Origin of the sequence: Lysinibacillus sp. NPDC096212, assembly GCF_044763105.1 — a bacterium.
Taxonomy (GTDB): Bacteria; Bacillota; Bacilli; order Bacillales_A; family Planococcaceae; genus Lysinibacillus.
Genome location: NZ_JBIWFQ010000005.1, coordinates 209506 through 234911, shown reverse-complemented (window position 1 = coordinate 234911; position 25406 = coordinate 209506). Strand labels below are relative to the sequence as shown.

At 37.2% G+C, this 25406-nt stretch carries 28 protein-coding genes and 1 other RNA gene; 17 read left to right on the top strand and 12 right to left on the bottom strand.

The features are described from left to right. Positions 1 to 2: 2 nt before the first annotated feature. From ACIQ7T_RS07675 to ACIQ7T_RS07635, 9 genes are all read right to left on the bottom strand, one after another. Complete coding sequence (locus tag ACIQ7T_RS07675) at positions 3 to 1193, bottom strand: MFS transporter (RefSeq protein WP_402869519.1); 1191 nt, start codon at positions 1191 to 1193, stop codon at positions 3 to 5. Between the two features lie 30 nt (positions 1194 to 1223). Continuing rightward, entirely contained in the window at positions 1224 to 2039 is an 816-nt protein-coding gene (locus tag ACIQ7T_RS07670; RefSeq protein ID WP_370081802.1) for a MerR family transcriptional regulator, read from the bottom strand. A 194-nt stretch (positions 2040 to 2233) separates the two neighbouring features. Beyond that, positions 2234 to 3409: a D-alanyl-lipoteichoic acid biosynthesis protein DltD gene (gene dltD / locus ACIQ7T_RS07665; protein WP_402869516.1), complete on the bottom strand. Its 1176-nt coding sequence runs from the start codon at positions 3407 to 3409 to the stop codon at positions 2234 to 2236. Continuing rightward, complete coding sequence (gene dltC / locus ACIQ7T_RS07660; protein ID WP_370081798.1) at positions 3406 to 3639, bottom strand: D-alanine--poly(phosphoribitol) ligase subunit 2; 234 nt, start codon at positions 3637 to 3639, stop codon at positions 3406 to 3408. Before dltC ends, dltD begins: the two co-directional genes overlap by 4 nt. Before the next feature lie 62 nt (positions 3640 to 3701). Then, positions 3702 to 4865 carry a D-alanyl-lipoteichoic acid biosynthesis protein DltB gene (dltB, locus tag ACIQ7T_RS07655; RefSeq protein ID WP_402869514.1) on the bottom strand — a complete coding sequence of 388 codons (1164 nt, stop codon included), beginning with the start codon at positions 4863 to 4865 and terminating at the stop codon, positions 3702 to 3704. Further along, a complete protein-coding gene (gene dltA / locus ACIQ7T_RS07650) occupies positions 4862 to 6334 on the bottom strand; it encodes a D-alanine--poly(phosphoribitol) ligase subunit DltA (protein ID WP_402869512.1) in 1473 nt (490 codons plus the stop codon). Before dltA ends, dltB begins: the two co-directional genes overlap by 4 nt. Positions 6335 to 6352: 18 nt before the next feature. After that, complete coding sequence (locus tag ACIQ7T_RS07645) at positions 6353 to 6490, bottom strand: teichoic acid D-Ala incorporation-associated protein DltX (RefSeq protein WP_370081792.1); 138 nt, start codon at positions 6488 to 6490, stop codon at positions 6353 to 6355. A gap of 680 nt (positions 6491 to 7170) precedes the next feature. Next, on the bottom strand, positions 7171 to 8811 hold the full coding sequence (locus ACIQ7T_RS07640; protein WP_402869510.1) for an alkaline phosphatase: 1641 nt from the start codon (positions 8809 to 8811) through the stop codon (positions 7171 to 7173). Positions 8812 to 9156: 345 nt separating this feature from the next. Further along, on the bottom strand, positions 9157 to 10401 hold the full coding sequence (locus ACIQ7T_RS07635; RefSeq protein ID WP_402869508.1) for a transglutaminase domain-containing protein: 1245 nt from the start codon (positions 10399 to 10401) through the stop codon (positions 9157 to 9159). A gap of 539 nt (positions 10402 to 10940) precedes the next feature. Between ACIQ7T_RS07635 and secG the strand changes: the two genes are divergently transcribed. The 6 genes from secG to ssrA all read left to right on the top strand — a co-directional run bounded on the left by secG (position 10941) and on the right by ssrA (position 16738). Then, the gene (gene secG, locus ACIQ7T_RS07630) at positions 10941 to 11168 is read left to right on the top strand and encodes a preprotein translocase subunit SecG (protein WP_053593102.1); all 228 of its coding nucleotides are present in this window, start codon (positions 10941 to 10943) and stop codon (positions 11166 to 11168) included. Positions 11169 to 11390: 222 nt separating this feature from the next. Continuing rightward, complete coding sequence (locus tag ACIQ7T_RS07625) at positions 11391 to 11690, top strand: hypothetical protein (protein WP_402869506.1); 300 nt, start codon at positions 11391 to 11393, stop codon at positions 11688 to 11690. Between the two features lie 263 nt (positions 11691 to 11953). Beyond that, positions 11954 to 12700, top strand: a complete 747-nt coding sequence (locus ACIQ7T_RS07620) for an alpha/beta hydrolase (RefSeq protein ID WP_370081786.1) — start codon at positions 11954 to 11956, stop codon at positions 12698 to 12700. A 37-nt stretch (positions 12701 to 12737) separates the two neighbouring features. Then, positions 12738 to 15281, top strand: coding sequence for a ribonuclease R (rnr, locus tag ACIQ7T_RS07615; RefSeq protein ID WP_402869504.1), 2544 nt, complete (start codon positions 12738 to 12740; stop codon positions 15279 to 15281). A 117-nt stretch (positions 15282 to 15398) separates the two neighbouring features. After that, a complete protein-coding gene (smpB, locus tag ACIQ7T_RS07610; protein WP_049669013.1) occupies positions 15399 to 15866 on the top strand; it encodes an SsrA-binding protein SmpB in 468 nt (155 codons plus the stop codon). A gap of 516 nt (positions 15867 to 16382) precedes the next feature. Beyond that, positions 16383 to 16738, top strand: a transfer-messenger RNA (tmRNA) gene (gene ssrA, locus ACIQ7T_RS07605). 86 nt (positions 16739 to 16824) lie between these two features. Here the strand turns inward: ssrA and ACIQ7T_RS07600 are convergent. Together ACIQ7T_RS07600 and ACIQ7T_RS07595 are read right to left on the bottom strand one after the other, a co-directional pair. Further along, on the bottom strand, positions 16825 to 17925 hold the full coding sequence (locus tag ACIQ7T_RS07600; RefSeq protein ID WP_402869502.1) for a tyrosine-type recombinase/integrase: 1101 nt from the start codon (positions 17923 to 17925) through the stop codon (positions 16825 to 16827). A 37-nt stretch (positions 17926 to 17962) separates the two neighbouring features. After that, the gene (locus ACIQ7T_RS07595; protein ID WP_402869500.1) at positions 17963 to 18676 is read right to left on the bottom strand and encodes a helix-turn-helix domain-containing protein; all 714 of its coding nucleotides are present in this window, start codon (positions 18674 to 18676) and stop codon (positions 17963 to 17965) included. Between the two features lie 236 nt (positions 18677 to 18912). On the opposite strand from ACIQ7T_RS07595, the gene ACIQ7T_RS07590 reads away from it, so the two are divergent. Both ACIQ7T_RS07590 and ACIQ7T_RS07585 read left to right on the top strand, forming a co-directional pair. Then, positions 18913 to 19113, top strand: coding sequence for an XRE family transcriptional regulator (locus ACIQ7T_RS07590; RefSeq protein ID WP_402869498.1), 201 nt, complete (start codon positions 18913 to 18915; stop codon positions 19111 to 19113). 5 nt (positions 19114 to 19118) lie between these two features. Then, complete coding sequence (locus ACIQ7T_RS07585) at positions 19119 to 19340, top strand: helix-turn-helix transcriptional regulator (RefSeq protein WP_402869496.1); 222 nt, start codon at positions 19119 to 19121, stop codon at positions 19338 to 19340. A 683-nt stretch (positions 19341 to 20023) separates the two neighbouring features. On the opposite strand, the gene ACIQ7T_RS07580 is transcribed toward ACIQ7T_RS07585, so the two are convergent. Beyond that, on the bottom strand, positions 20024 to 20425 hold the full coding sequence (locus tag ACIQ7T_RS07580) for a hypothetical protein (RefSeq protein WP_402869494.1): 402 nt from the start codon (positions 20423 to 20425) through the stop codon (positions 20024 to 20026). Positions 20426 to 20511: 86 nt separating this feature from the next. Here ACIQ7T_RS07580 and ACIQ7T_RS07575 point away from each other — a divergent pair, with 86 nt between their 5' ends. The 9 genes from ACIQ7T_RS07575 (at position 20512) to ACIQ7T_RS07535 (ending at position 25289) form a co-directional block, all read left to right on the top strand. Further along, on the top strand, positions 20512 to 20874 hold the full coding sequence (locus tag ACIQ7T_RS07575; protein ID WP_402869492.1) for a hypothetical protein: 363 nt from the start codon (positions 20512 to 20514) through the stop codon (positions 20872 to 20874). A 150-nt stretch (positions 20875 to 21024) separates the two neighbouring features. Next, complete coding sequence (locus ACIQ7T_RS07570; protein WP_402869490.1) at positions 21025 to 21180, top strand: DUF6906 family protein; 156 nt, start codon at positions 21025 to 21027, stop codon at positions 21178 to 21180. A 231-nt stretch (positions 21181 to 21411) separates the two neighbouring features. After that, positions 21412 to 22338, top strand: a complete 927-nt coding sequence (locus tag ACIQ7T_RS07565; RefSeq protein WP_402869488.1) for a rolling circle replication-associated protein — start codon at positions 21412 to 21414, stop codon at positions 22336 to 22338. Then, entirely contained in the window at positions 22310 to 23074 is a 765-nt protein-coding gene (locus tag ACIQ7T_RS07560; protein ID WP_402869486.1) for a ParA family protein, read from the top strand. The genes ACIQ7T_RS07565 and ACIQ7T_RS07560 overlap by 29 nt, the downstream gene beginning before the upstream one ends. A gap of 30 nt (positions 23075 to 23104) precedes the next feature. Next, entirely contained in the window at positions 23105 to 24082 is a 978-nt protein-coding gene (locus ACIQ7T_RS07555) for a ParB/RepB/Spo0J family partition protein (RefSeq protein WP_402869484.1), read from the top strand. A 27-nt stretch (positions 24083 to 24109) separates the two neighbouring features. Continuing rightward, entirely contained in the window at positions 24110 to 24367 is a 258-nt protein-coding gene (locus tag ACIQ7T_RS07550) for a hypothetical protein (RefSeq protein ID WP_402869482.1), read from the top strand. Between the two features lie 21 nt (positions 24368 to 24388). Next, positions 24389 to 24928, top strand: coding sequence for a Holliday junction resolvase RecU (locus ACIQ7T_RS07545; protein WP_402869480.1), 540 nt, complete (start codon positions 24389 to 24391; stop codon positions 24926 to 24928). Further along, positions 24928 to 25146, top strand: a complete 219-nt coding sequence (locus tag ACIQ7T_RS07540; protein WP_402869478.1) for a Ros/MucR family transcriptional regulator — start codon at positions 24928 to 24930, stop codon at positions 25144 to 25146. The genes ACIQ7T_RS07545 and ACIQ7T_RS07540 overlap by 1 nt, the downstream gene beginning before the upstream one ends. Continuing rightward, positions 25143 to 25289 (top strand): hypothetical protein, encoded by a 147-nt coding sequence (locus tag ACIQ7T_RS07535; RefSeq protein ID WP_402869476.1) that lies wholly within the window; start codon positions 25143 to 25145, stop codon positions 25287 to 25289. The genes ACIQ7T_RS07540 and ACIQ7T_RS07535 overlap by 4 nt, the downstream gene beginning before the upstream one ends. Positions 25290 to 25406: the final 117 nt, after the last annotated feature.

Below are 25406 nucleotides of genomic sequence, written 5' to 3'. Positions count from 1 at the left end.
TGTTAAACATTACATTTCGTTTGAATAGAACTTTTTTGATCTAAATGATAGCTGATAAATGTTAGCAATGAGGCAACGATTGCTACAATTCCCCCGAACCAGGATACATCAATAAGTTTCATATTCGTTGTGACAAATCCTCCAAGAGTTGAACCAATTGCAATACCAACGTTTACAGAGACAGGAGTTAACGATGAAGCTAAATCTTTCGCAGATGGATAGTGCTTATCTGCCAAATCAATAAAATACAATTGCATGGTGGAGTTCATTGTATATACAATAAGGGCTATAAAAGATATGTTCAACAGTCCAAAAACAATGGACGTTGATGAAATATAAAATAACCCAAGAATCACAGCTTGTATAAGAAATATATATCGAAGCTTGCCGATTCCATTACGCGTTACCAATTTTCCACCTATTATCGTACTAAAGATAGATACTACCCCGTAAAGCAAGAATACTAGACTAATAGATCGTTCCGGGACAACTAGTACGTCAAGTAATAGAGGGGTTAGATAAGTGTATACGGTATATGTAGCTCCAATACTTAAAGCTGGAATAAAGAATGCTATGATAATACGCGAATTAGTTAATAAGCCAAGTTGTTTTTTAAAAGAGCTTTTTGCTCCTATTAGTCCTTTAGGTATTGTAGCAGAGCTAGCAATGAACGAAATAATTCCCAAAAGGGCGGTAAACCAAAAGGACATTCGCCAGCCGCCTAATTGTCCAATATAGGTACCAATCGGCACTCCAATTACACTAGCTATAGTAAAGCCGGTAAAGATGATCGAAATAACAGGCCCCCTCTTTTCAGTTGGCATTACCTCGCTAGCGACTGCCATTGCAAGTGCAATTAAAATCCCTGTCACAACAGCTGTAAGTATTCTCGATACAATAAGTAGCCCATACGTTGCCGATAAAGCGGATAAACTATTACCTGCAATAAATAGTACGATTAATGTAAGCATGAGCGGATACTTTGAGAATCGACTGGATATTGCTGTTAAAATGGGCGTGCCGATTGCAAAGGATATGGCGAAAGTAGATACGAGAGCGCCAGCTGTAGAGATGGAGATATTTAAGTCGGTTGACACTTCGGATAGCAGCCCGACAATGACAAATTCACTCGTTCCAAGGACAAAGGTCAATAAAAATAAATTTAAAGTCAAAAGCTTCTGATGTTTAGTCAAAGCAATATCTCCTTCCTTACCATTCAAAAATTAAGCTCTTTCAACAGCAATCTGAACTTCTGCAACGTAGGATTCTGGATTGTCTAATTTTTTATGAGGAATGCAGATTTCACGGCGAGGTTCATTGTCCTTCAAGCGATATCCATTTCGTTCAATCCATAATGCTAACTCTGTACTTGCTGTGCAGCGGCTTGTTGTCGAGCAATGATGGACAAGTGTGGCCATCATCGGAGCTTCTGGCAATCTTTTTACTGTAAAAGGGGGGGAACTCGGTATATCGAACGTCAACGAACGAGCTACCTCTATATCAATAGCATCCTCACACTCTTCACAGCCATGCCAAAGTACCATTTGGGACAAGGAAGAATGCCCAGAGACTCCTAAATAATCATCCAGCTCTTGAAACATCTCAGGGATTTGTCTAAACGATGCTTTTTTACGATAAGACAATACGAGCTGTGGCTTAATTTCTTTTAGAACGACATCAAGTGAAGCTACATCTTTTCCCTCGTTCTCGATATTACACAGACTTTCCTTTATGCGAGCCAGTCTAGCGTTTTCGGCATCCAAAATGGATTGAATCTCATTTTGCTTAATTCTGAACATACCTCTAATTTGCTCAAGAGAGATATTCTCTCCCATCATTTGACGAATTTGCTCTAAGGAGAACCCCAATTCTTTGAACGCTAAAATACGATGGATTTGAAACATTTGGTCAGCTGAGTAATACCGATATCCCGTAAATTTGTCAGTATAAGCAGGCTTAAGCAAATTCAATTGATCATAGTAACGTAATGTCTTTACAGATACTTGGCTAAGCTTTGAAAACTCGCTAATTTTAAACATCGATTCATCTCCAATACTTTTTTATCCTATTGTCTTTATGAGTATATCTGTCCAGTTAAGGGGAGAGTCAAGGGAAATATAGAGGGGTTGTTAGAAGAGGGTACCGGAGGGATATTGATTGCCATAAAAAAAGACAGTCTTCAGTGATTAACACTTTAGACTGTCTCTACGTTCTTTAAATGAGAACAATGCAATTATTTCTGTGCCCAATATTTGTCTAGCTCTTGGTCTAGATAGACCCAGCCTTTCCATGCGATATGAATCGTATCCATAATGAAATAAGGATCATAGTCATGGCCTGAGAAATCAACATATGGAACATCATTTTTAGTCAATATCTGATCCATTTTTTCGTAATATTTTTCACGGCGATCCGCAGGATATTCAGTGTAGTCATACCAATGACCATTTACTGGAATAGAGACAAATAGTGGCTTTGCACCAGCATCTTTTAAAATATCAATTACAAGCTGTAAATCCTCATATTCGGGTGAAGTCGTATAATCTTCGTTTTTGCGCATTCCTTCAAACTTTTTAATATTAGCATTTACAAGACGTTTATAAAATTTGTTTTCAATCATTAAATCATTGGAAACACGTTTCTCGCCATATTTTTCGGCATTTTCTATTTGCTGCTCGAATGTTTGACCCGCAACTAGTTTGTCATTGCTTTTTAAGTTACTTCCTTCTCGAGGGAAGAGCGAGTAATATAAATCTTTTTTCTCTAAAAGTGCCTTTTGGACATGGCCAGCCATCAGGGCAAGTCGTCCGATGATTGGTTTTTCCTTACCGCCAGATAATTTATATTCATAAATTGTTTTAAGCAGCTCATCTCGATTAACAGTATCGAATTCAAGAAGGCGTTTCATTCCTCGATTTCGAAGATCTTCGTCAATGTCCTTATTGTATGCTAAATCATAAGCATGCAACATCGAATAGTTAGGAGAGAAGTGTAATTCATTCATTCCCTTTTTCGTAAACCATTGAGGAGAAATGATGAAAACAATTTTCTTATCCTTTAAATTCTTTTCCTGTGCAGCAAAGTTTAAAAAGTGTGTAATAGACTGCATTCCACCACGCCCGACCATAAATGTCGTATACGGAGCATCTGTAGCTCGAGTGTAATTATAAGGGTGGAAAGGGTCGAAACGATTTAATTCTGAGGAGCCATATAAAGGCATAGTTTTAGGCTCCTGTAACATTCGCTCCTGGAAATACATCCCTTGGAACACTAATGGAGACATACTTGTCTTTGCCTGCTCTACATCTTCATCTGAAATCCAAGCTTTTATCCAGGAATTAGGGAAGAATATCAAGGCAGCAAAAAGAGCAAAAGCAATTAATATTGATAGAAAGCCTTTCTTAATCATTGTCTTTCAGCTAATTCCGCTACAATACGATTTGGCGTGTTCCATTCCTCACGGTTGAAATCAGTAATTGGCACTGAGATATTAAAGCGGCTTTCAATTTCCACTAATAAATTAATTGTACCGAATGAATCAAGAAGTCCTTCTTCAAATAAATCGATATCTGGGTTTTCTAAAATGATATCGTCCTCGCATAATTCTACTAACATTTCTAAAACTTGTTGTTTATCCATATTATAAATCTCCTTTATTGTTTAGGCTGCGGTATTCATAAAAACATGAACAGAGCCATTAATTAAAATAATGTTCCTGAAAAAATATAGAAACCAAAGCAAATGGCATTAAACGTAATAAATACGCCGATTGCATGAGTCCATTTATTTTTCGGCCAAATCTTGCGCTTTTTATTCCAACGTTCAAATTTATCGAAACAGATAATTAATAAGGCATGGTAGAGACCATAGACAATATAGTGCAATTCTAAACCGTGCCAAATACCCATTAAAAAGAACAGTAAGAAGAAGCCAAGATAAGAAACTGTATATTTGTTTTTAATCCATTTTTTCTTAGTCATCCAAAGCACAAAGCGCATATAAACATAATCCCTGAACCAGAATGAAAGACTCATATGCCAACGATTCCAAAAGTCTTTAATATTGCGACTCGTGAATGGACGGTTAAAGTTAATTGGCGTTTGAACACCCATAATGCGACTGACACCAACTGCAAAAGCACTATAACCTGCAAAGTCAAAAAATAGATAAAAACTATACATATACATATACGCTATTTGCCCTTGAAAAGGTGTCAAATAGTTATAAGTTTGATTTGGTAAATAAATAAGTGTGTAATTGTATATTAAATAAGCCAAAATAAATTTATATAAAAAGCCTACAAATATATAATTGATCCCACTTAACAGTAGCTTTTGATAGTCTTGACCAGATGGCACTGTGTGCATATCTTTATAAAAGCGTCTCCAACGATCAATAGGTCCCGAAGTTATTGTTGGGAAGAACAGTAAGAAATAAGCAAGCTCAACTACTGAAATTTTATCCTTAATTAAGCCATCACGTGTTTCTAAAATCATTTGTACCGATTTAAAGGTAATATAGGATACCCCTAAAAATCCAAATAAATTATTAAGGCCAAGCATAGGCAGAACCTTCACAAGTACAAGTGGCAAAATGGACAGCAGTACAGCAATTACGAATACGGACGTGCTATTCTTCTGTGAGCGATATTTTTGGTAAACGACAATTAATAATAACTGAAATACTGTAAATAGTATAAGAGAAATTGAGCCATGCGGGGAGTTACCAAAAATAAGAGCTAATACGATAATCGAAATAAAGATATTATAGCGTTTAGCTGATTTCCCACGTAGTCCTAAAATAATGGTTGGCATTAATAAAATACCAATGATGATGAAAAAAATTATATTTCCATATGCCGTCATACTGTTTCCATAACCGCCAATCCTTTACGATCAACTTTACCGTTAGTATTTAAAGGTAAAGCGTCAATGTATTTGAACGTTTTCGGAATCATATAAGATGGTAAATACTCTGCTAACAATGCTTTAAGCTGCTTCGTCATTTTGAAGGCAGAGTCCGTCAATGGCTCGCGAAGAACAACAAACGCACTTAGTGAAACAATTTCACCATCTTTTGAAATAGGTATAACAACACAGCTAGCAACAGCTGGAAGATTGCCAATTTGTTTTTCAATCTCCTCGATTTCTAAACGATAACCGTGCAGTTTTACCTGAAAATCTTTTCGGCCAGAAAAGAATAGATAGCCATCTTTTTCATAACCAACGTCCCCAGTTTTATAAATACGTTGATCCCCTATTGTAGGAAACGCTTTAAGTGTTAAATCAGGTGCCCCAAGATAACCTGCACTTACAGTCGGTCCAGAAATAATAATCTCGCCATCTTCTTGCAAGGATAGATTAGGCTCAGATAGAGGAGCGATTGGTAATTGGTCAAATTGCTCCAAAAGTTCCTTTGTTACTTCTACATAAGATACGGCAACGGTTGTTTCGGTAGGACCGTATAAGTTAAAAATAGAAGCTTGTGGGAAGCGTTGCATTAATTCTTTCGATACGGATACTGGTAAAACCTCTCCGCAGAATAAAAACGTATTTAACGAAGGCATTAACGCTTGATTCCATTCTTTGTTCATTAAACATATCTTCGCAAAGGAAGGTGTCGAAGTCCAAACGCGAATACCAGATGAAGCTAATGACTCAAATAACGCTTTTGGATTAGCAATTTGCTCTTGCGTAATTGCGTATAGTGTTTGCCCACTAACGAGTGCAGGATATAAATCCATCACAGATAAATCAAAGGAATAAGGCGCTTGATTTAGAAACACACCAGATTCCTGTAAAGGGAAATGCTCATGCATCCAAGCAACAAAATGTGCTAAATTATCGGCTGTAATTTGAACACCTTTTGGCTTACCAGTAGAACCAGATGTGTAAATAATATAATGAATTTCTTGATCCTTAACCCATGTTGAAGGTTCTGTCGAAATGCTAGTAGCTTGAGCAACTAAATCACTTACTTCCACTACAGGGACTGATTGGTTTGAGCCTAGTGCTTCAGTTTTTAGTAGTAAACAAGCCTGAGAAGCTTCTATTATAATTTGTAACCTTTCAGACGGTGTAGAAGAATCAACCGGTACATAAGGATGACCTGCCTTTACAGCTCCTAAAAAGGCAACGATTTGTAAAGGGGACATATGCCCGTAGACGACGATTGGTTGTTGTCTTTTTAAATCAAGAGCCATTAAATACTGTGCTACACAATCAGAAAGATGCCAAAGCTCACCATACGTTAAGGAATCACTATTAGTTTGATATGCAGTTCGATGAGGATGCTGTTGTGCCACTTTTTGAATAGCCTCTAAAATACTTAACATAGTTTATATCTCCTTTTCTTAAAATTCCGTATATATAAATGGTCCTGCGTTCATATCATGGAAGCCATGGATAAAAAACAAGAGCGCTAAAATGATGAAGTAAAATAACGTAAAGCCTATAAAACGTAAAACCTCATTATTTTTAATGGATTGCATAGGTCCACCCCCAATTAAAAATGAAAAAAGATTATAACTTTGTAAATATACTAAATAAATAGATATTTTTTCAAGTTTTTTCTAAAATTTAATTTTAAACCCTAATAAAATTTTTAACACTGTTTTGACGGATTGTAGATAAAAATGTTGCTAAATTACTAGATATTCATAAAATCATAAGATTAATTTAAGGTAAAATTAAGGTTTAGGAGAACGTAACTAAAATAAGGGAAGAAAATGATCTTAAAAACACATTTCCTCATCCCAACTTGAAGTTTACTAAAATTACAACCACCTTTATTATCGCTGTTTTTCCGCTTCATTGGTACTTAAGAAATCCTTAAATTTCGTTATAGGGCATCGGAAGCAATCCGTTTTTTCATTACTTAAAGCATAATAAATGAAAGTAAAATCAAAGTAAATCGCACGGAAAATATTGGTATAAAATGTGATGAGATATAAAAGGGGATAACCAAAATGGAAGCTACAAAATGTTAAGCAGATGATGGAAGTGGTAATCTTTTGAGGACTGTTGCAAAAACAAATTTGAGCAAAAAGAAAAGTGCCACCATCAAGTTAAACATCTCAACTTATGATAGCACCCTTATTTTTATCCCACTTTAACGAGTACAAGAAACTTACAGCGAAAGCTTGTGGTTAATAACTCCTCGTAAAAGTCCTTATTTGATTACATTTAAAACTTTTTTAGAAACGTAAAATTCAGTACCGTTGTAGACATTGATTGTGTCAAAGGTATGCGTTTTTGCTGTCTTGTCTTGTTCGTATATTAAAATGTTCTTATTAACTGGGATTGTAACGGTTACATTATTTTTTTGCGCAATAAATTTAGGGTTTTCTTTATCAGTTAAGTCAATTTTAGATGTGTAGCCTTTTTCTGTGAATGCTTTTGTTGCCGGTATATATAAATCATCTGTAAGCTTATCTAAATCGAAGTCCATAAACTTTGCCATCGCATGTGCTAAATCCGTGTTTTCTACAAGGCCTGTAATTTTAGATGGTCCGAATGAGTATAAAAACACATCATCACCAGTATGCCCACCGGTTGTAAAGCCAATATTAGCACGGTTGGCAAGCATTTTTACCATTTCTTCTCCGGGGTCTTTAGCTAATTGTAATGTTGCAAGCTCGTCTGCAGATAAATCATCTAATCCATAAAGTGCAGCAATTTCTACAATATTTGAATGATCTTCTTTTAATTGGCTTAGCGCACCTTCAACTGTCATTTTAGCTTTCTTTAGAGGATCGATATAGGCAGAAACAGGTGTGTTGGAATAAGTACTTGTCGTGTTAGCATTACCCATTGTAATCCCACTATTGCCGTGGTCTGTAACAGCTATGACCATAGTATTACCATCTTCTTTTGCAAAATCAACCGCTTCCTTAACTGCAGCATCAAACGATAAAATATCGCTAATCATGCCAATTGTGTCATTGGCATGAGCCGCCCAGTCCACTTTACTGCCTTCTACAAATAAGAAGAAACCATCATCATCCTTTTTGAGCGTATCAATAGCTTTACTAGTCATCTCAGCAAGAGTTGGCTCAGATGCTTTTGTTGTGGCACGATCAAAATCGTAGGCAAGAGCACTTGGAGCAAAGCTTCCCCAAATTTTTGACGATTTACTATTTAGAAGCTCATTTCGCGTTTTCACGATGTCATAATTTTTTTCTTTAAGGACATCCACTAAATTCTCGCCATCTTTTCGAGCATTTTTAGTTGTGCCGGGTTCCAGAGACTCAAAGCCACCACCTAATACGACATCAATGTTTTGATAAACTTGCTGCTCAGCGATGTTATCATATTGGCTTCTATTATTAACATGTGCAGAAAAGCCTGCTGGTGTGGCATGCTGAATTTCCGAAGTAGAAATCAATCCAGTCGCCTTGCCCTGTTGTTTAGCTCCTTCTAAAACATTGGCTACTGGTCTATAAGCATCCTCTTTGGGAATTTGCTTAAGCCCTGGTGAATTAATAACGGACGGTAACACACCCACAAATTTATCATTTGATTTATGGCCAGTTGCTAACGCAGTAGCGGCAGGAGCTGAATCAGTAATGGCTGAATCGGCAGAGTATGTACGCACGCCCCCTGATAAAATTTCATCCATCGCTAAACTTTGACCTTTATACCAACGAGAAAGTGTAACGGCATTATTACTACTACCATCCATCACGAGCATAATCACATTTGTTGGCTTCTTTACTTGAGCAGCTTGTACCTGCGGTTGAGCGATACTAATCGAAGATAAAGCAATTGCACTTGCTAACAACAATGAACTCCATTTTTTTGAGTGTTTCATGATTTTCCTCCTTAAGGTCAATTCACAAGTAAGTGTAAAGGAAGGTTGTTAAGCTACGATGAATTAATTGTTATGATATTGTGGGGATATTGTTAAATATTGGAGTGGGGACAGGTCACAGCGTCAAAAATGAGAGACCCTGGAGCGAGCAAATAGGGGGAACGAAGGCTAAAAGCATCACGCCTTGTGGTAAAGCCTTCGTGATCAACATAGTGGCCCACCCCAGTAAAGCACCCAGTCGGAATGGAGATTACCCCACGTTTGGTGATGAGCTAAAGAATAGAGGTGAAAGTAGAATCTGCTTACTATCCATTGATGTTGGAAGCATGCAGATTCTTGAAATGGCTATAAATTTTGTGAATATTTTTCACCGTCAATGGTTTCGTATAACAAAACCCCTTTATCATCAATGAACAAGTTTAGAACCTCTTCCTCTAATAACACTTCTTCTGAGCCATCATTTATAAATATTTTTGTTAAAAAGCCGTCATTATCATAATCACTGCAATAAATCGCATCTTCAGCAGCAGCCAGGTAATAGCAGGATGTTTCTGTAACTTGTCTATTTTGTTTTGTTGCTAAATCATAGGCGTATAACATGCTATCGGTCATGCTATTATAATAAATAACATTGCCAACAGTATCTGCGTACCACATATCATGCATAAAATCATATGCATTGCTTGTAGCCGCAAAATAGTTATCTTTTGCCCATATATGATCTTCACTTAGTTTTTCGTCATTCACTAAAAAATATTCGTAGGAAATAGCATATGGTTCATCAGGATTAACATCATTCCAAGTCGTATCAACATGATACCAATCACCATTAACACTTACTAAATTCCATGCATGAAGCTGATTATCGCTATAGCCATATACATATTTAGCATCAAGACCAGCCGCCAAAAATAAACGGTAGGCTAATAGTGCATAAGCTTGGCAAACACCAGTTTCTTTACTGACTAATTCATAAACAGATTGACCTTCTGACGCATCTTCACCAGAATAAGTGGCTAGTTGTACTACAAAGTCATTAACGGCTTTAGCACGATGAAAATCATCCATGTCATTTGTAATATACTTATTTGCAAAATTCTCTACATAAGCATCTACTTTCTTTTCCTTCTTGGCATCTGTTAAATATGTAAAATCAAATTCTACTTCATAACCATTATCTATTTCCCATGCTTCCCAATTGTAATTTTCGACGTATCCTGCTGTATAAGGATTTACGAAATTAATTATGTTATAAATATCATTTAGTTGTCTTTCAAATGCATCCCAAGCTAGTTTTCCTTTATAAACTATTGTAAAGTTTGTATCAAATTTTGTTATATGCTTCTCAACTTTTTTTGAAAACTGAAGCAAAGCAGGATCTTTCTTAAATAATGTCGTTGAAAAAAGGTCTTCCGCAGAAAACTCAACTGATTGAGCTTTACTAGTAGGCTCCTTAAGGTCTATAGAAGTCTCTTCTTCGGATTCAGTTCTCTCTGGTAATAATACTTCGACAGCCTTGATAGCAGCTGAGCAAGCGCTAAGCATGCTTAAAATAATAAGTAAAAAAATCAGCAATATACTCTTTTTCATAATTCCTCCCATTATCATTACATTTTTAACTCATCACTAAAACGTGAGGTTGATTTCAGAGCTTTCCTGAGGGCGTTCGATAGCCGCCTAGGGCAACAGATGTTTTTTGTGCGAAAGCAAAGCGACAGATGTTTTTTTGTGAAAGCGTAGTGGTAAGCATGGTGTTTTGTCTGTGCGAAAGCGTAGTGCAACGTAGCGGCAGCAGCAGGATGTTAGTTACGAAGGCATTATCACAGGACGTGATGCTCTTAACCTTCGTCCCTCTTTCTGCAGGGTGTCTTCTGTGTCGCTAATCCCCAAGGAGTAATCTAGCCTCCGCGCCAATCAACTTATATGAATGGCATTTTTTTGAAATTTTAGTGATGACTATACTTTTAACTATTATAGGATAATGTGATAGCAAGATGGTATGCTGATTTTTAGAAAAACTAACTAACAGAGGGAGAATGAGGGTATTTATTAATCTTAGTTTGTCAAGAGAACCTTTTTTTGTTATAATATATTACGTTGTGATGTTCGAAGTTCGGGAGGTGCAGTGAATGCATACAGTAGTATTAGTTTCATTAGTTATCGTATCAATAGCGTTGATCGTTGTAGTATTACTTCAATCTAGTAAAAGTGCAGGCTTGTCAGGTGCCATCTCGGGTGGAGCTGAACAACTATTTGGAAAGCAAAAAGCACGTGGTATGGATTTAATCCTTCACCGTGTAACAATTGTGTTAGCAATATTATTCTTTATTTTAGCACTCGCTATTACAAAAATCTAATAGTTGAAGATATATCGCCTAACCTTTACTGGTTGGGCGTTTTCTTTTATGGTACTAATTATTTGGATGACAATACATAGTTAGTTCAGTAAAGTGAATACCCGCGCGTGGAGCAAGGCGAATACTCGCGCGGAGCAGGGAAATACTCGCGGAAGCGAAGCGAATACCCGCGGAAGCGGAGCGAATACTCGCGCGAGGAAGGGAATACCCGCGAATCGCAAAATGACAGATGGAAAAGCTAAAGTGGTGGATAGAATCCCCGAATTCGTGGATAGAAGAGCCAAAATGATGGATAGAATCCCCGAATTCGTGGATAGAAGAGCCAAAATGATGGATAGAATCCCCGAATTCGTGGATAGAAGAGCCAAAATGGTGGATAAATCCTCAAAGTGTGGAAGAAGAGCCAAAATGATGGATAGAATCCTCAAATTCGTGGATAGAAGAGCCAAAATGGTGGATAGAGTCCTCGAAGTCGTGGATAGAATCCTCAAAGTGTGGAAGAAGAGCCAAAATGATGGATAGAACCATCAAAATCGTGGATAGAAGAGCCAAAATGGTGGATAGAATCCTCAAAGTGTGGAAGAAAAGCCAAAATGGTGGATAGAATCCTCAAAGCTTTGGATAGAATCCCAAAATGCCAGAAAGACCATCAAAATGCTGAAAAAAACCACTGAATTAACCGATAAAATCTCATAAAAGATGTAACAATCGCCAAAACTTTTGAGGAAGCTTCAGTATGGCTATAATGGTTATAGTATATGTATTTGGATGAAGGAGAGCTCGCAATGAAAAAATCGTTATCACAGCCTTTTTTCTTTCAGGCAGGACCTAGGGCAGTTTTATTATTGCATGGGTTTACGGGAAGCTCAGCAGATGTGCGGATGCTTGGTAGATTTTTAGAGAAAAAAGGGTATACTACATTAGCACCTCATTATAAAGGTCACGGTGTGGAACCTGAGGAACTTATTACAACTGGTCCTGCTGATTGGTGGCAGGATGTCGTAGCCGCGTACAAACAGTTGCAGGATGCGGGCTATGAGGAGATTGCTGTTGCTGGCTTGTCATTGGGTGGTGTGATGGCTTTAAATGTTGCGCTGAATAACCCAGTGAAAGGTATAGTGACAATGTGTGCTCCAATGACGATGCGTACAACAGATGTTATGTTTCAAGGTGTGCTGAAATATGCGAGGGACTATAAAAAGTTCCAAGGTAAAGATGAGGAGCAAATCGAAGCTGAGGTTGGGTTAATTGCTGAAAAAGGCATGCCATCTTTACAAGAGTTACGAGAGTTTATTGCTCGGACACGTCAAGAGATTGACATGATTTATGCACCAATTTTTGTCGTGCAGGCGACAAATGATGAGGTAATTGAGACAGAATCTGCCAACATTATATATAATCAAACTGAGTCACTTGAAAAACAGATCAAGTGGTATGAAAACTCAAAACATGTTATTACGTTAGATCAAGAAAAAGATCAGTTACATGAAGATATTTATCGCTTTTTAGAAAGCCTAAATTGGGCACAATAAAAATATAGTTAGGATTTTCTCATGAAGGAGGGAAATTATGAAAGACCAGAAAGATACACTACAAAGTCGTTTACTCGACTTTTTCGGTGAAGAAGAATATAAACCATTAACCGTTGGCGAAATCGAGGATGTATTTGGTTTTAAAGATGCTGACGAATTTAAAGAATTAGTGAAAACGTTAGTACGTATGGAGGGGCAAGGCTTAGTTGTGCGTTCTCGCTCCAATCGTTATGGCCTGCCAGAGCGCATGAATTTACTTCGAGGTAAATTTATCGGACACGCGAAAGGCTTTGGCTTTGTGACACCTGATATTGAGGGGATGGATGATGTTTTCATTCCACCGCATGAAATAAATGGTGCGATTAACGGCGATATCGTTTTAATACGTGTTTTAAAGGAATCATTCGGTGATCGTCGCGAAGGTACAGTGACAAAGGTAGTAGAGCGTGGACAAACGAGCTTTGTTGGGACGTTCCAAGCAAATCGAGGCTTTGGCTTTGTTGTTTTAGATGACAAAAAACTACCGATGGATATTTTCATTGCTAAAGGAGATACGCTAGGGGCTGTCGACGGACACAAGGTTGTCGTTGAGGTAGCTACTTGGCCAGAGGATTTAAAATCAGCAACAGGCTATATCACTAAAATTTTAGGGCATAAAAATGATCCAGGTGTGGACATTTTATCTATTTTATATAAGCACGACATTCCACCTGAATTCCCTGAAGAAGTGGTTGCTGCCGCGCAACGAGTGCCAGATGAAATTACAGAGGCAGATTTAGAAGGCCGCCGTGATTTACGCCATGAAACGATTGTGACAATCGATGGAGCTGATGCGAAGGATTTGGATGATGCTGTAACCGTAACGAAAAATGTAGACGGTACTTATAAACTAGGCGTACATATTGCAGATGTTAGTTATTATGTAACACAAGGCTCTGTAATAGATGTTGAAGCTTATGATCGTGCGACGAGTGTTTATTTAACAGACCGCGTTATTCCAATGATTCCACATCGATTATCGAATGGAATCTGTTCATTAAATCCACAGGTTGATCGTCTAGTACTGTCTTGTGAAATGATTATCGATGCAAATGGTAATGTGATTTCACATGAAATTTTCCAAAGTGTCATTAAAACAACTGAGCGTATGACATATAGAGACGTTTACAAAATTTTAGAGGAGCAGGACGCAGAGCTAATTACTCGCTATGAGCCATTAGTGCCAATGTTTAAACATATGGCTGAGCTATCTAATATTTTACGTACTAAACGTGAAATGCGTGGTGCTATTGACTTTGACTTTAAAGAATCTAAAGTGATCGTGGACGAAGATGGCTGGCCAGTAGACATTGAATTACGTGAACGTACAGTAGCAGAGAAATTAATTGAAGATTTCATGCTAGCGGCCAATGAAACAGTAGCCGAGCATTTCCATTGGATGAATGTACCGTTCCTTTACCGTATTCACGAGGATCCGAAGCCAGAAAAGCTGCAACGCTTCTTTGAATTTGTCACGAACTTCGGTATTTTAATCAAAGGTACAGGAAACACAGTCCATCCGAAAGCTTTACAGGATGTAATAAAAGCCATTGAAGGCATGCCAGAGGAACCTGTTATTTCAACGATGCTTCTACGCTCTATGCAACAGGCAAAATATTATCCTGAAAGCATAGGCCACTTTGGTTTATCAACTGATTTCTATACACACTTTACGTCACCGATTCGACGTTATCCGGACTTAATCGTCCATCGTTTAATTCGTACGTATTTAATTAATAAAGATACATCAAAAGAAACGGTTGCGCAGTGGAGTATGGCGATGGATGAAATTGCTGACCATACGTCAGAACGTGAACGCCGTGCTGTCGATGCAGAACGTGATACAGATGCACTGAAAAAAGCACAATATATGTCCGATAAAATTGGTGAAGAGTTTGAAGGGATCGTTTCATCCATTACAAACTTCGGGATTTTCGTGGAGCTACCAAACACGATTGAAGGACTTGTCCATATTAGCAATATGACAGATGACTATTACCGTTTTGATGATCGTCAAATGATCATGATTGGTGAACGTACAAATCGTCAATTCCGTATTGGTGATGAAGTTACAGTCCGTGTAGCAAATGTTATTATTGAGGAGTCATCGATTGACTTTGAAATCGTCGGAATGGTAACGTCTTATGGACGAACACGAAAAGCAGCACCTACTGTTATTCACGCACGCAAAAACTATAGCGACAACAAAGATGGTCGTAATGGCCGCAAAGGTGGCCGCAACGGGGAAGAGCGAGGCGGACGTGGCAATCGCGGTGGTCGCAACGAAGAACAACGAGGTGGACGTGGCAGTCACAGTGGTCGCAACGAAGAACAACGAGGTGGACGTGGCAGTCACAGTGGTCGCAATGAAGAAGGACGAAGCGAACAAGGAGAACGACGTGAAAACGACCGTGATCCACGAGGACGCCGCAAAGATGGCTCAAACTCAAGCCCAGGCCCTAAAAAAGGCGTGAAGCAAAAGCAAAAGTTCTACGAGGGCGTCGCCAAGAAAAACAAAAAGAAAAAATCAAAACGTAAATAACGTAAAAGTATAGGTGAAGGCACCATTTAGCGCTTTAAAGCAATTTAAAGCGGGTGCTTTCACTTTATCAATAAGAGCAGGTTGACCCTGCTATCCTTTAAGTAGAGGGTGAATATTATGGCAAAAGGTACTGGCAAAGTATTAGCGCAAAACAAGAAAGCCGGGCACGACTACTTCATTGAAGAAACAATTGAAGCGGGCATGGTGCTCACAGGCACAGAAATTAAATCCATCCGTGCAGGAAGGGTTCAACTAAAAGAATCCTATGTACAAATCCGCAGCGGTGAAGCATGGATCAACAATATGCATGTCAGCTCATTCGAACAAGGCAACCGCTTTAACCATGACCCACTGCGCGCCCGCAAGCTACTGCTTCATAAAAAGCAAATCGGCGAGCTAGTCGGTGCCGTAAAACGTGACGGCTACACAATCGTCCCATTAAAAATGTACATCAAAGACGGCTACGCCAAGCTCTTAATCGGTGTCGGCAAAGGGAAAAAGGATTACGACAAACGCAACGATATGCGTAAAAAAGAGGCAAAACGCGACATGGAACGTGCCTTCAAAGCAAAAAATCAAGATTAATAGATTGTTAGAAAGCTCACTATTTTTGGATGGTGAGCTTTTGGTATTTGGACGGATAGAATTCTCAGGGCGAGTTCTAAAGGACATATAATAAAGAACTTATCTGCATATATAGGAGGAAATCAGCATTCTTACAATAGGACGAAAATTTATGTTTATGAACATAGAGAGCATTTATTTTCGAGGAACGTAATAATGTCAGCGATCGAAAAAAGCTAGTTTGCTACCATCAAACAAAACGATCTGCGTAATTGCTCCAAAGTCAAAACACACTGTAAATCATCCTACAGCAAGATAAATAACCCTAATAGAAAGTGATTATGAAATAAGAAAATCATTGTGAGCTAGCCAATTTTTTCTATCATTGCGGGACACTTGAACTATAGCTAGATTTGCTTTATAATAAGTATTACTGAATGCCAGATTACATGGAAGCGTACTTTTAGCTCCCGCCGTACTAGAAGAAATTCTAGCTCCTTTGCTTGAACGAGGCTACGTGCTTCGATTCATATTCAAGGGGACGTTACGGATTCGACAGGGATGGTTCAAGCTTTGGTCGCGCGTCGGAGGTCTCGGCTCCGTCATCAACGGAAGTTATATAATAACTGGCAAACAACAAAACTTAGCTTTCGCAGCGTAAGCTCGTAAGCGCTCTGCCTCTCTATCGCCCATGTAGAGAACGTGGGGCCCAACTTTAGTGGGATACGGTCGATGGTGCCACCTGAGTCACCGACAAGAGATTTCCAGGTTAGCGTACAAGACGCCTGTTTGTCGGCATAATGTTACGTGAATTGTAAATAGGCAAACTACACGCGTAGAAGCTGAAGTATTGGAGTTTCTGGACGCGGGTTCGACTCCCGCCGTCTCCATATTCACTCGAAAAATGTTGATATATCAAGGTTTTAAGATAATCGAGTACACGAAAAGTACAAATTGTACTAAATCAATAGAGCAGGCATCATATTTTGATGTCTTGCTCTATTATTTTTATAGCTTCATCTTGTGAATTAGGGTAAAGGTGAGCATAAGTATTTAATGTTTCAGCTACATCTTTATGACCTAATCGAGCAGCAACAACAGTTATTGTACATTTTTTATTAATCAAATATGAAGCGTGCGAATGTCTAAATTCATGAATGTGAATTCTACGGACGTTCGATTTTTTTAGATATTTATCATACATACGATCAAGTTGTGTTGGCGATAAAGGTCTAGTGCCTATTTCACCTAATATAAAACAATCATCTTCCTTAAAAGCCTCTGGCAAACTTTCTTTGTAGTCCATCATTAACTTTACTAAACTTTCAGGTATTGAAACAACACGCTCCGAAGCTTCAGTTTTTGTGTCATCTACACCGAATTTACCAGCACTAACTTCGATAAAAATTTCTCTTTTCTTATCATCAACATTTTTCCATTGTAACCCCAATAATTCACCTTTTCGTATACCGCCATAAAACAGTAATAGAAATGCGATTTTGTATTTTATGTTGTCGATGGCGTTATAAAAATCCTCAAATTCATGTACTTCCCAAAAATTAAGCCTTTTAACTGGTTTTAATTCAAAATTACCAACAACAGCTGCGGGATTCGTTTTTAAATTGTGATGTTTCATACCAAAATTAAAAATGGCCGATAGCCTAGTGTGAATAGATAACAATGTGTCATTCGCTAATATTTTTTTGGTTCCCCAACGTTGTTCAAATTTAGTTTTCATCATGTAATCTTGCCATTCTATAATATCGGCTGTACTAATGCGTTCTATTTTTTTTTTGCCGAAATAAGGAATTAGATATTTTCTTGCTATTGGTTCTACTTTTGCAAAAGAAGCTGGTTTTCTTCTAGTCTCATACCAATTTAGATACTTGATGGCAACTGCTTCGAAAGTCAATTTAGATACATTTTCAAGTACACCGGCTTTCATCTTTGCCTCGTACTCTTGGGCTTCCCCTTTACTTGTGAATCCTGTTTTCTTATGCTGCTTCTTTGTACCATCAGGTAATTCAATTTGCATTTTAACCCAATATGTTCCTCGTTTTTCCCCTTTATATACAGGCATAATATCCCTCCTATTTAAAAAAGAGAGTAGCATCTAGCTACCCCAAAGTGACCGCGTATAAAATTACTTTTGCTAAAATTTCAACTTCACTCTCGGTGTCTTTAGAAATGGCGAAATCAAAATATTTCGGATTATTAGATTCAGGGCTAAAGACTACATAATCACCACGCACACTAAAACGTTTCATTGATGATTCATTATTATAAGAATAGATAACGATGTCATTATCATGTAATTCATGTTCTTCCACCGGAATACAAACAACATAACTATTGTTTGGAATAATTTTATCCATACTATCGCCGTTTACTCTCATCATGAATGCACCAGGGCGATCAGCATATTTACCTAACATCGATTTCGGCAATTCAATAACGTCTTCTTTTTCAATACTATTAATGGATGTTAGTTCACCTGCAGATATTTGACCATAATAATTTAGTATTGAAAGACTCCGTTTGTTAGAGGGGGTAGTCTCATAAACACTCTTAGCTTCTTTTATCTTAAATCCATTGGAAGGATTAAGATATGAATTTTCATCAGTCATAGGAGCTGCCTCTTGAATAAAATCGGATACTTTTACATCAAGTGCTTGTGATATTGATAAAGCTTGTGCAACTGTAATATTCCTCAAATCCCTATCGATTAACGATTTTAATGTCGTATATTTTATATCAGCTTTCTCTGCTAGAGTGGCAACCTTCCATCCTCGACTACTAATTAATGCTAGTAACTTTTCACTGTTTTTCATTACATTCACCTCCCTTTTTTATTAGTTAATTACGATATATCGTAACTTCCAAAGATATAATAACATATTCTATTGACTATAAACAACATTTTTACGATATATCAAAATTTGTTGGAAATATATTGTTGAATAAGTGCGAAATTTCGTATATCATGTTTCTTATAAACTACGAAATTTCGTAATTAAGTAGTTGGAAATTAACAAAAATACAATATTGTGAAAAGGAGTGGACGGACTTGTTTCCTAACCTAGATTTAGAAATGAGGAAAAAAGGACTAAAACGAAAAGATTTAGCTTTTTTATTTGGAGATCGGATTCCGACCGTCTCAGAAAGACTAAATGGAAAGTCTGAATTAACAATAAAAGAAGCTATTTCAATTAGAAATACATTTTTTCCAGATTTAGAGATCGATTACCTTTTTAAAATGTGGGAGTGATAAAAATGCATTACAAATTGATTGCTTATAGAAAGAAGGCTGATATTTCTCAAGAAGAAGTAGCGGCTACTTTGAATATGACAAGGCAAACATACAGCAAAAAAGAACGAATGATTTCTAAATTTGAACTAAATGAAGCTATTGCTTTGGCAAAATTATTCGATGTTAGTGTTTCTGTATTATTTGAGGAAGAAAGAAAAAAACAAGGAGCTGTGATACCGAACTAACATCGATATTTGATTTTTGAGTGAAGAAAACCACTATGATGCCCAAGCGAAAACAGACGTTTGCGAATACAAAACTCGCTCACGTCAAGCAGTTTGTAAAAGTTTGGTTGGCCGTATCCTCTATGACAGGAATTTACAAGCTGCTTGATGTGAAGTCATCTTCATACATAACAAAAACTAAAGCGCTGTGATACCTAGCCAACGAAGGTATACGTAACTTATAGCTTCTAAGACGGTAGCAACGTCAAATTAATTTTTTAGAGTGAGGTGAAAAAATGGCTACAGTAAATCGTAGATCAGACGAAGTGCAAGTAGAAAAACTTAAAAAGGCATTAGCTAAATACGGTATTTATAATGAAAAGCAATTAAATGAAGCAATTTAAAAATATGAAGCCATTAAACATTGATTGTATGGTTTCTCCTACTCCATCGAAAAAATAACATTTGTATAACCAAAAACTCAAAGCGCCGTTATACCAAGCGGATGACAGTATAAATAGGTCCTTATAGCTGATATGACGGTAGCGACGTTAGATAAATTTAAAAAGTGGATGAGAATAAATATGGAAATGACACATTTGGAAACAGGACAAACAAACATCAAGTCTAATGATTGATTTGGTGGAGAAAAAAGTGTTGAAGTCATCAATTGAAAAACCGCTGAATTAATCAGCGGTATCCATTCAAATCATATTCTTTAATTCTTTGATTTTTGAATCTAGCATACTTTCAACGATTGCATGTTGACCCAAGTAATTTTCAACTTCACTATGCATCCATGATGTATTTTGATCGTTGTCGCGAACGACTAAATACATTTGGAAGTATGCTCTTTCCCAAAAGCTTAATAGAGATGATATTTCGTAATGATTTAAGTCTCCTTTAACACTTAAAAAAAGTTTTGCTGTATTAAAGAGGCTATAAATTTCAGAAAGTCTTAATTCAACAAGTTTAATACTGTCAACATCTTCGTTAAAAATTTCATCAGATAGACTTTTAGTTTTCTTATAAAGGTTATGAAGATGTTCGTACAGTTCTCCAAAATTATAAAAATCAGATGTAAGTTCTTCTTTAGTAAATGGCATATTTTATCACCTCCTTTATAAGGAGTATAACAAATATTTCAAGTTAAGTAGATGACTCTGAAAGTAGATTTATTGGAGGGAAAAGAATGATAGAACAATTAGAACAAGCGTATAAAGTAGGTCTGAAAAATCTAGTGTTCGTGAATTTTTCAAGTAAGTCTTTTATTAGAGAGGTGAAAGGGATGGATATATCAGAATTGGAACTTTCAAAAGAGTTAGCGTGTTGTGAGGATGTAATGACGGCGATTAATTGGCATTTGCGTGATGGTGACTATGACTCGGTGAGGGAACGTATAGCTTCTTTAGAAAAAAGTATTTCTAAAATCGAACACTTAGAAAATCAGATTAAAGCACAACGTCGTAACAATTTATATGAGATTGCTAGTGGATTATGCAATCAAGGTAGATCGGCGAAAGTAGTGAAATTAAATGCAAATCCAAGTTTATGACATAAAAAACTGCTTAATCGTTGGAGCGATTAAACAGTACGGTCTAAAACGTCAGATTTAGATTAATCCGATTATAACAAGAAGCGGATTAAGTGTCTAGGATTATCAAAATGATGGGCAATCCGTCAAAAATTAAGGGGGTATCTTCCGTTGAAAAGACCGCGCAATTTAACAAGACAAGAAAAAGATTATATAGCTAGTTTCCGTTTGAATCCTTTTAACTGGCTTATTAGCAAAAAGCTAACAGATAGTTGGTTGATTGTTCATCGTGAAACTGGACGTTCGCGTACTATTCCAGCACCATAAGACAAGCCTTTGCAAAATACCGCAAAGGCTTTGATTTTAGACAATAAAAAAGCCGTATCAACTCTGGACAGTTAACACGGCTCGTTTGACTATTGCCAAACACCTTATTGCTAGTATAGCAACCTTCATGGCAACCAGTCAATTACGGCCTTGTATTGGATATTAGATTTACGACCACAACCAGAAATTAACAAGGCTAATAGATTATTAATGATTCGGGAGAGAGTAGCCATGAAGAATAAACAGCATAAGGTGAAACATGTTTTAGCAGCATATGAAGAAGCATTTGGTGAGTCAGAATTAACGAAAATGCATGAAGATAGCTTAATGGATAGGGCTATTGCAGGCTATCGTGTGAAAAGTATTTGGTGTGGTCCAGTTTTAGAGGTAGAAGCGTACCCGTATTGGCATATACCACAAGGAAAACGTGTGAAAAGAGACAAAAACAGCAGTAAGGCACAAGAAAGATTAAATGAAAAAAACAGGCAGAAGCGTGTAGTGAGAATGCTCAATACGAATTTTCGTCCTAACGATTTATACATGACGTATACGTATACGAACAAGTATGTACCAAAAGACTACGAGCAAGCCAAAAGGGATATGGTCAATCTCGTCAGACGTATGAAACATTGGTTAAAGAAACAGGAGAAGTATGCAGATTTTGAGCTGAAATATATTTATACAACAGAACATACAAGAAATGGCGAAAAAGTGCGAGTGCATCATCACATGGTCACGAACTTCCCTAATCGAGAGGTAGCTGAAGAGCTATGGAACAGAGGGATGGCTCATTCAAAACGTTTGGTAGAGGATGATTTTGGGTTTAAGAAGTTGGGGGAGTACCTAGTTAAGGAAAAGGGGTCAAATACAAGAAAGGGATATACACCTTCACGCAATTTGAAACAACATTCAAAAGTGACAGTTTCAGACACGAAGTTAACGCGTAGACGTGCTGCCAAAATAGCAACCGAGGAAATTGGTGCACAAGAGATCTTTGAAAAAATGTATAAGAATTATCAGTTCAAACAAATGAATGTGTCATTTTCAGATTACGTAAGTGGTGCATATTTATATGTGCAAATGAAGCGGATAGACACACCAATAAATCGTAAAAGGAGAAAAACAACATATGACGATGAAGACAATCAGCATTATTAATTTGAAGGGCGGGGTAGCAAAGACTATTTCTTCTATCAATATAGCCTACACATTAGTAAAAGTGCATGGAAAAAGGGTGCTGCTTATTGATAACGATAAACAAGGGAATACCTCTAAATTTTTTGGCTTACACAGTTATGATGACAAAAGTTTAGCGGATTTATTGACTGATAGAAATTGCAGCATTGAGAGCGTTATTAAACCTACAGCATACGAAGGGTTGGACATTATTCCTGCAAATATGAATCTATTACGTGCTAACAAAGAGATATTGCTTGATGTCTCACGCCCGCAGCAAACACGACTACGAAAAGCATTGTCGCAGTTAAATAATGAATATGATTATTGCATTATCGATAATGCACCAGATGTAAATATGACGGTTATTAATGCTCTTGTGGCTTCTGACGATGTTTTAGTACCAATCAAGGTGGATAAGTTTGCATTTGATGGTTTAGAGCTACTTGTGGAGCAAATAGAAGATGTTAAAGAATTTAACGAAAACATCGCATTCAAAGGATGCTTCGTTACGATGTTCCAGAAGAATGGCGTAAATGTACAAGGATGCGAATACTTGTTTTCATCCACAAGTTATCCACTTTTCCACACTGTAATTAGGAAAACGGTAAAGGTTGATGAAACGACATTCGTAGGAAAACCGCTTTTAGATTACAAGAAGTCAACTGCTGGACAAGACTATGAAAAATTGGTCAAAGAATACCTACAAATGTGTTAGTTTCGGACACAAAAATGGAGGGACGAACACATGAAATTTAATCTAAGCCAATTAATGAATGAGAAGTCAAAAGAAGCGGTGGAGAATGAAGGACTAGCCTTCAAGATAGAACATATTTCAATTGAAAAACTAAGACCTTCCGAAATGAATAAGTACACTGTTGAAGATGTCGAAGAGTTAAAAGTAAGTATTGAGTTGATGGGACTTCAACAAAATTTGTTGGTGCGTGAAGCGGAAAACGACTATGAGGTCATAAGTGGACACAGGCGTTTAAAAGCCATGAAAGAACTGTTTGTGGAAGGTAATGAACAATTTAAAAAGATACCTTGCAAGATTATGAAATCAGTAGACGACATTCAAGCTGAATTGCAACTAATACTAGCAAATTCGACAGCTAGGGAAATGACAGACTATGAAAAAACATATCAAGCAGCAAGACTACAAGAGTTGCTAAATGATCTTAAGGAAAGTGGTTATCAAATTTCAGGGCGAAAACGTGAAATTGTTGCACAGCTCATGAAAGTATCACCTACACAAGTTGCGCGCATGGAAAGTATTAATAAAAAGCTGACACCTGAGTTAAAAGAAGAATTTAGCAAAGAGAACATTAATATCACGACTGCGTATGAGTATTCAAGACTCCCTGAAAAACAGCAACAAGAAGCGGTACAGGAATACAAAGAAGGTAAACCGCTAACCCCAACTATCGCAAAAGAGAAGCGCCAAGAAATCATTGAATCAGAGCAAAAAGAAAAGCCTATGACACATGAATTAGACAGCTATCCAGAACAATTTGAAGCGGTAAAAGCAGGATTGAAGACGTTTATGTGTGGCTTTAATAATCAAAGCTTTCGAGTGGGTGACAAGTTGAAAATAAATGAATTTGACAATGACAAATTAGTATACACAGGAAGATTTGTTGAGGTCAGGGTTATCTATTTGCAAGAAGGAGGAGAAAATGACATCCCCCAAGATTACGTCATCATGAGTATTAAAAAAATTAGATAAAAGCAATTTCAAAAGGAGGAAAAGCGGATGGAAAGCAGTTTACGTCAGTTAAGTCTATTTGATGATTATTCACAATCGTCTCGTGCATTTTTTAGAGTGCATGAGATGGTGAAAGTCATAGAGGTTAAAGACAATCCTGAAATCTATGAATATCGCAAATATTATTTTAGTCATGTGATAGGTAAAAAAGGTGTTGTGCAGAAAGTTGATGGTCAATCGGTGTTGGTGCGAATTGGTGACGAGTCAATAATTTTTGATTCGAAGGAATTACAGTGGGTTGCTTAAAACGAAAGGGGTTAAAAGAGAATGAGAACACGAAAACGACAGTATTCACGAAGTCATGCTAACAGAGGGAAGCTTTTCGAAAATTTAATTGATATGACAAACAATCAATACCGAAACAACAATTTTGCAGATGTCCGTAAAGTGCCTCCTCCGTTAACAATCTTAGAGGTAAACAAAGATCAGGTAGATGCAAAGCTAGAAAAGGCAACATGGGTAGATTATAGCGGTATCTACAAGGGACAAGCCATTATTTTTGATGCAAAGGAAACAAAGCAAGGAAGACTCCCTTTGAAAAATTTGACTGACGAACAATATAAATTACTGCATTCATGGCATTGCAATGGAGCAAAAGCATTTTTATTAGTCTGCTTTTGGATAAAGAACAAAAACGAACCTGAAATCTATTATCTCAAATTTGAACAGTTAGAAGCTGCATGGATTAGTCAAAGTAATGGGGGTTCTAAGTCCATACCACTCCAATTTTTCCGAGATCATTGCGCCCGAATTAAATCAGGCATATATACGGTGCATTACCTAGAAGTGGTTGGGGGTGCTTCGTGATGACTGAGCCATATTGGAATGCTAAACATGGAGCTTATATCAAATGTCCTGTACCTAATTGCAATCATATCGGTATTGTCATTACAAAAGCTCACTGTCGCCTAGTACATAGGATGACTCGTGAGGAAGTGCGGAAGAAATACGGATTCCCGAAGAATGTATCCAAACTTAATCGAAAACAAATCGAAAAAATGAAGGAAAGAGGGAGTCGAATATGATAGATATTCGAAATAAAAAAATGGTCACAACACGAAAGACTCATATGTGTTTTGCTTGCGTAGTGGAAATCGAGAAAGGAAAAAGTGCGGTTTATGTTAATGCGAAGGAAGACGAAAAACGCATTTCAATTCCATCTTCATGAGGAATGCAATAAAACTATCGTAAAAGATCAATGGTTTGCTGGAAGCGGTCTTTATAAAGGATGTATAAAAGATGCGGAGAAAACCACAGAGGGATTAAAAGCAATTGATTTTTCCTC

Coding starts and splice junctions, on each gene's coding strand:
- ACIQ7T_RS07640 (WP_402869510.1), bottom strand. CDS start 8,811: ATGAAACACTCAAAAAAATGGAGTTCATTGTTGTTAGCAAGTGCAATT.
- ACIQ7T_RS07585 (WP_402869496.1), top strand. CDS start 19,119: ATGCATTACAAATTGATTGCTTATAGAAAGAAGGCTGATATTTCTCAA.
- dltD (WP_402869516.1), bottom strand. CDS start 3,409: ATGATTAAGAAAGGCTTTCTATCAATATTAATTGCTTTTGCTCTTTTT.
- ACIQ7T_RS07560 (WP_402869486.1), top strand. CDS start 22,310: ATGACGATGAAGACAATCAGCATTATTAATTTGAAGGGCGGGGTAGCA.
- ACIQ7T_RS07595 (WP_402869500.1), bottom strand. CDS start 18,676: ATGAAAAACAGTGAAAAGTTACTAGCATTAATTAGTAGTCGAGGATGG.
- dltC (WP_370081798.1), bottom strand. CDS start 3,639: ATGGATAAACAACAAGTTTTAGAAATGTTAGTAGAATTATGCGAGGAC.
- ACIQ7T_RS07545 (WP_402869480.1), top strand. CDS start 24,389: ATGAGAACACGAAAACGACAGTATTCACGAAGTCATGCTAACAGAGGG.
- ACIQ7T_RS07620 (WP_370081786.1), top strand. CDS start 11,954: ATGAAAAAATCGTTATCACAGCCTTTTTTCTTTCAGGCAGGACCTAGG.
- rnr (WP_402869504.1), top strand. CDS start 12,738: ATGAAAGACCAGAAAGATACACTACAAAGTCGTTTACTCGACTTTTTC.
- ACIQ7T_RS07550 (WP_402869482.1), top strand. CDS start 24,110: ATGGAAAGCAGTTTACGTCAGTTAAGTCTATTTGATGATTATTCACAA.
- ACIQ7T_RS07565 (WP_402869488.1), top strand. CDS start 21,412: ATGAAGAATAAACAGCATAAGGTGAAACATGTTTTAGCAGCATATGAA.
- secG (WP_053593102.1), top strand. CDS start 10,941: ATGCATACAGTAGTATTAGTTTCATTAGTTATCGTATCAATAGCGTTG.
- ACIQ7T_RS07540 (WP_402869478.1), top strand. CDS start 24,928: ATGACTGAGCCATATTGGAATGCTAAACATGGAGCTTATATCAAATGT.
- ACIQ7T_RS07625 (WP_402869506.1), top strand. CDS start 11,391: ATGACAGATGGAAAAGCTAAAGTGGTGGATAGAATCCCCGAATTCGTG.
- smpB (WP_049669013.1), top strand. CDS start 15,399: ATGGCAAAAGGTACTGGCAAAGTATTAGCGCAAAACAAGAAAGCCGGG.
- dltB (WP_402869514.1), bottom strand. CDS start 4,865: ATGACGGCATATGGAAATATAATTTTTTTCATCATCATTGGTATTTTA.
- ACIQ7T_RS07670 (WP_370081802.1), bottom strand. CDS start 2,039: ATGTTTAAAATTAGCGAGTTTTCAAAGCTTAGCCAAGTATCTGTAAAG.
- ACIQ7T_RS07535 (WP_402869476.1), top strand. CDS start 25,143: ATGATAGATATTCGAAATAAAAAAATGGTCACAACACGAAAGACTCAT.
- ACIQ7T_RS07575 (WP_402869492.1), top strand. CDS start 20,512: ATGATAGAACAATTAGAACAAGCGTATAAAGTAGGTCTGAAAAATCTA.
- ACIQ7T_RS07600 (WP_402869502.1), bottom strand. CDS start 17,925: ATGCCTGTATATAAAGGGGAAAAACGAGGAACATATTGGGTTAAAATG.
- dltA (WP_402869512.1), bottom strand. CDS start 6,334: ATGTTAAGTATTTTAGAGGCTATTCAAAAAGTGGCACAACAGCATCCT.
- ACIQ7T_RS07645 (WP_370081792.1), bottom strand. CDS start 6,490: ATGCAATCCATTAAAAATAATGAGGTTTTACGTTTTATAGGCTTTACG.
- ACIQ7T_RS07580 (WP_402869494.1), bottom strand. CDS start 20,425: ATGCCATTTACTAAAGAAGAACTTACATCTGATTTTTATAATTTTGGA.
- ACIQ7T_RS07555 (WP_402869484.1), top strand. CDS start 23,105: ATGAAATTTAATCTAAGCCAATTAATGAATGAGAAGTCAAAAGAAGCG.
- ACIQ7T_RS07635 (WP_402869508.1), bottom strand. CDS start 10,401: ATGAAAAAGAGTATATTGCTGATTTTTTTACTTATTATTTTAAGCATG.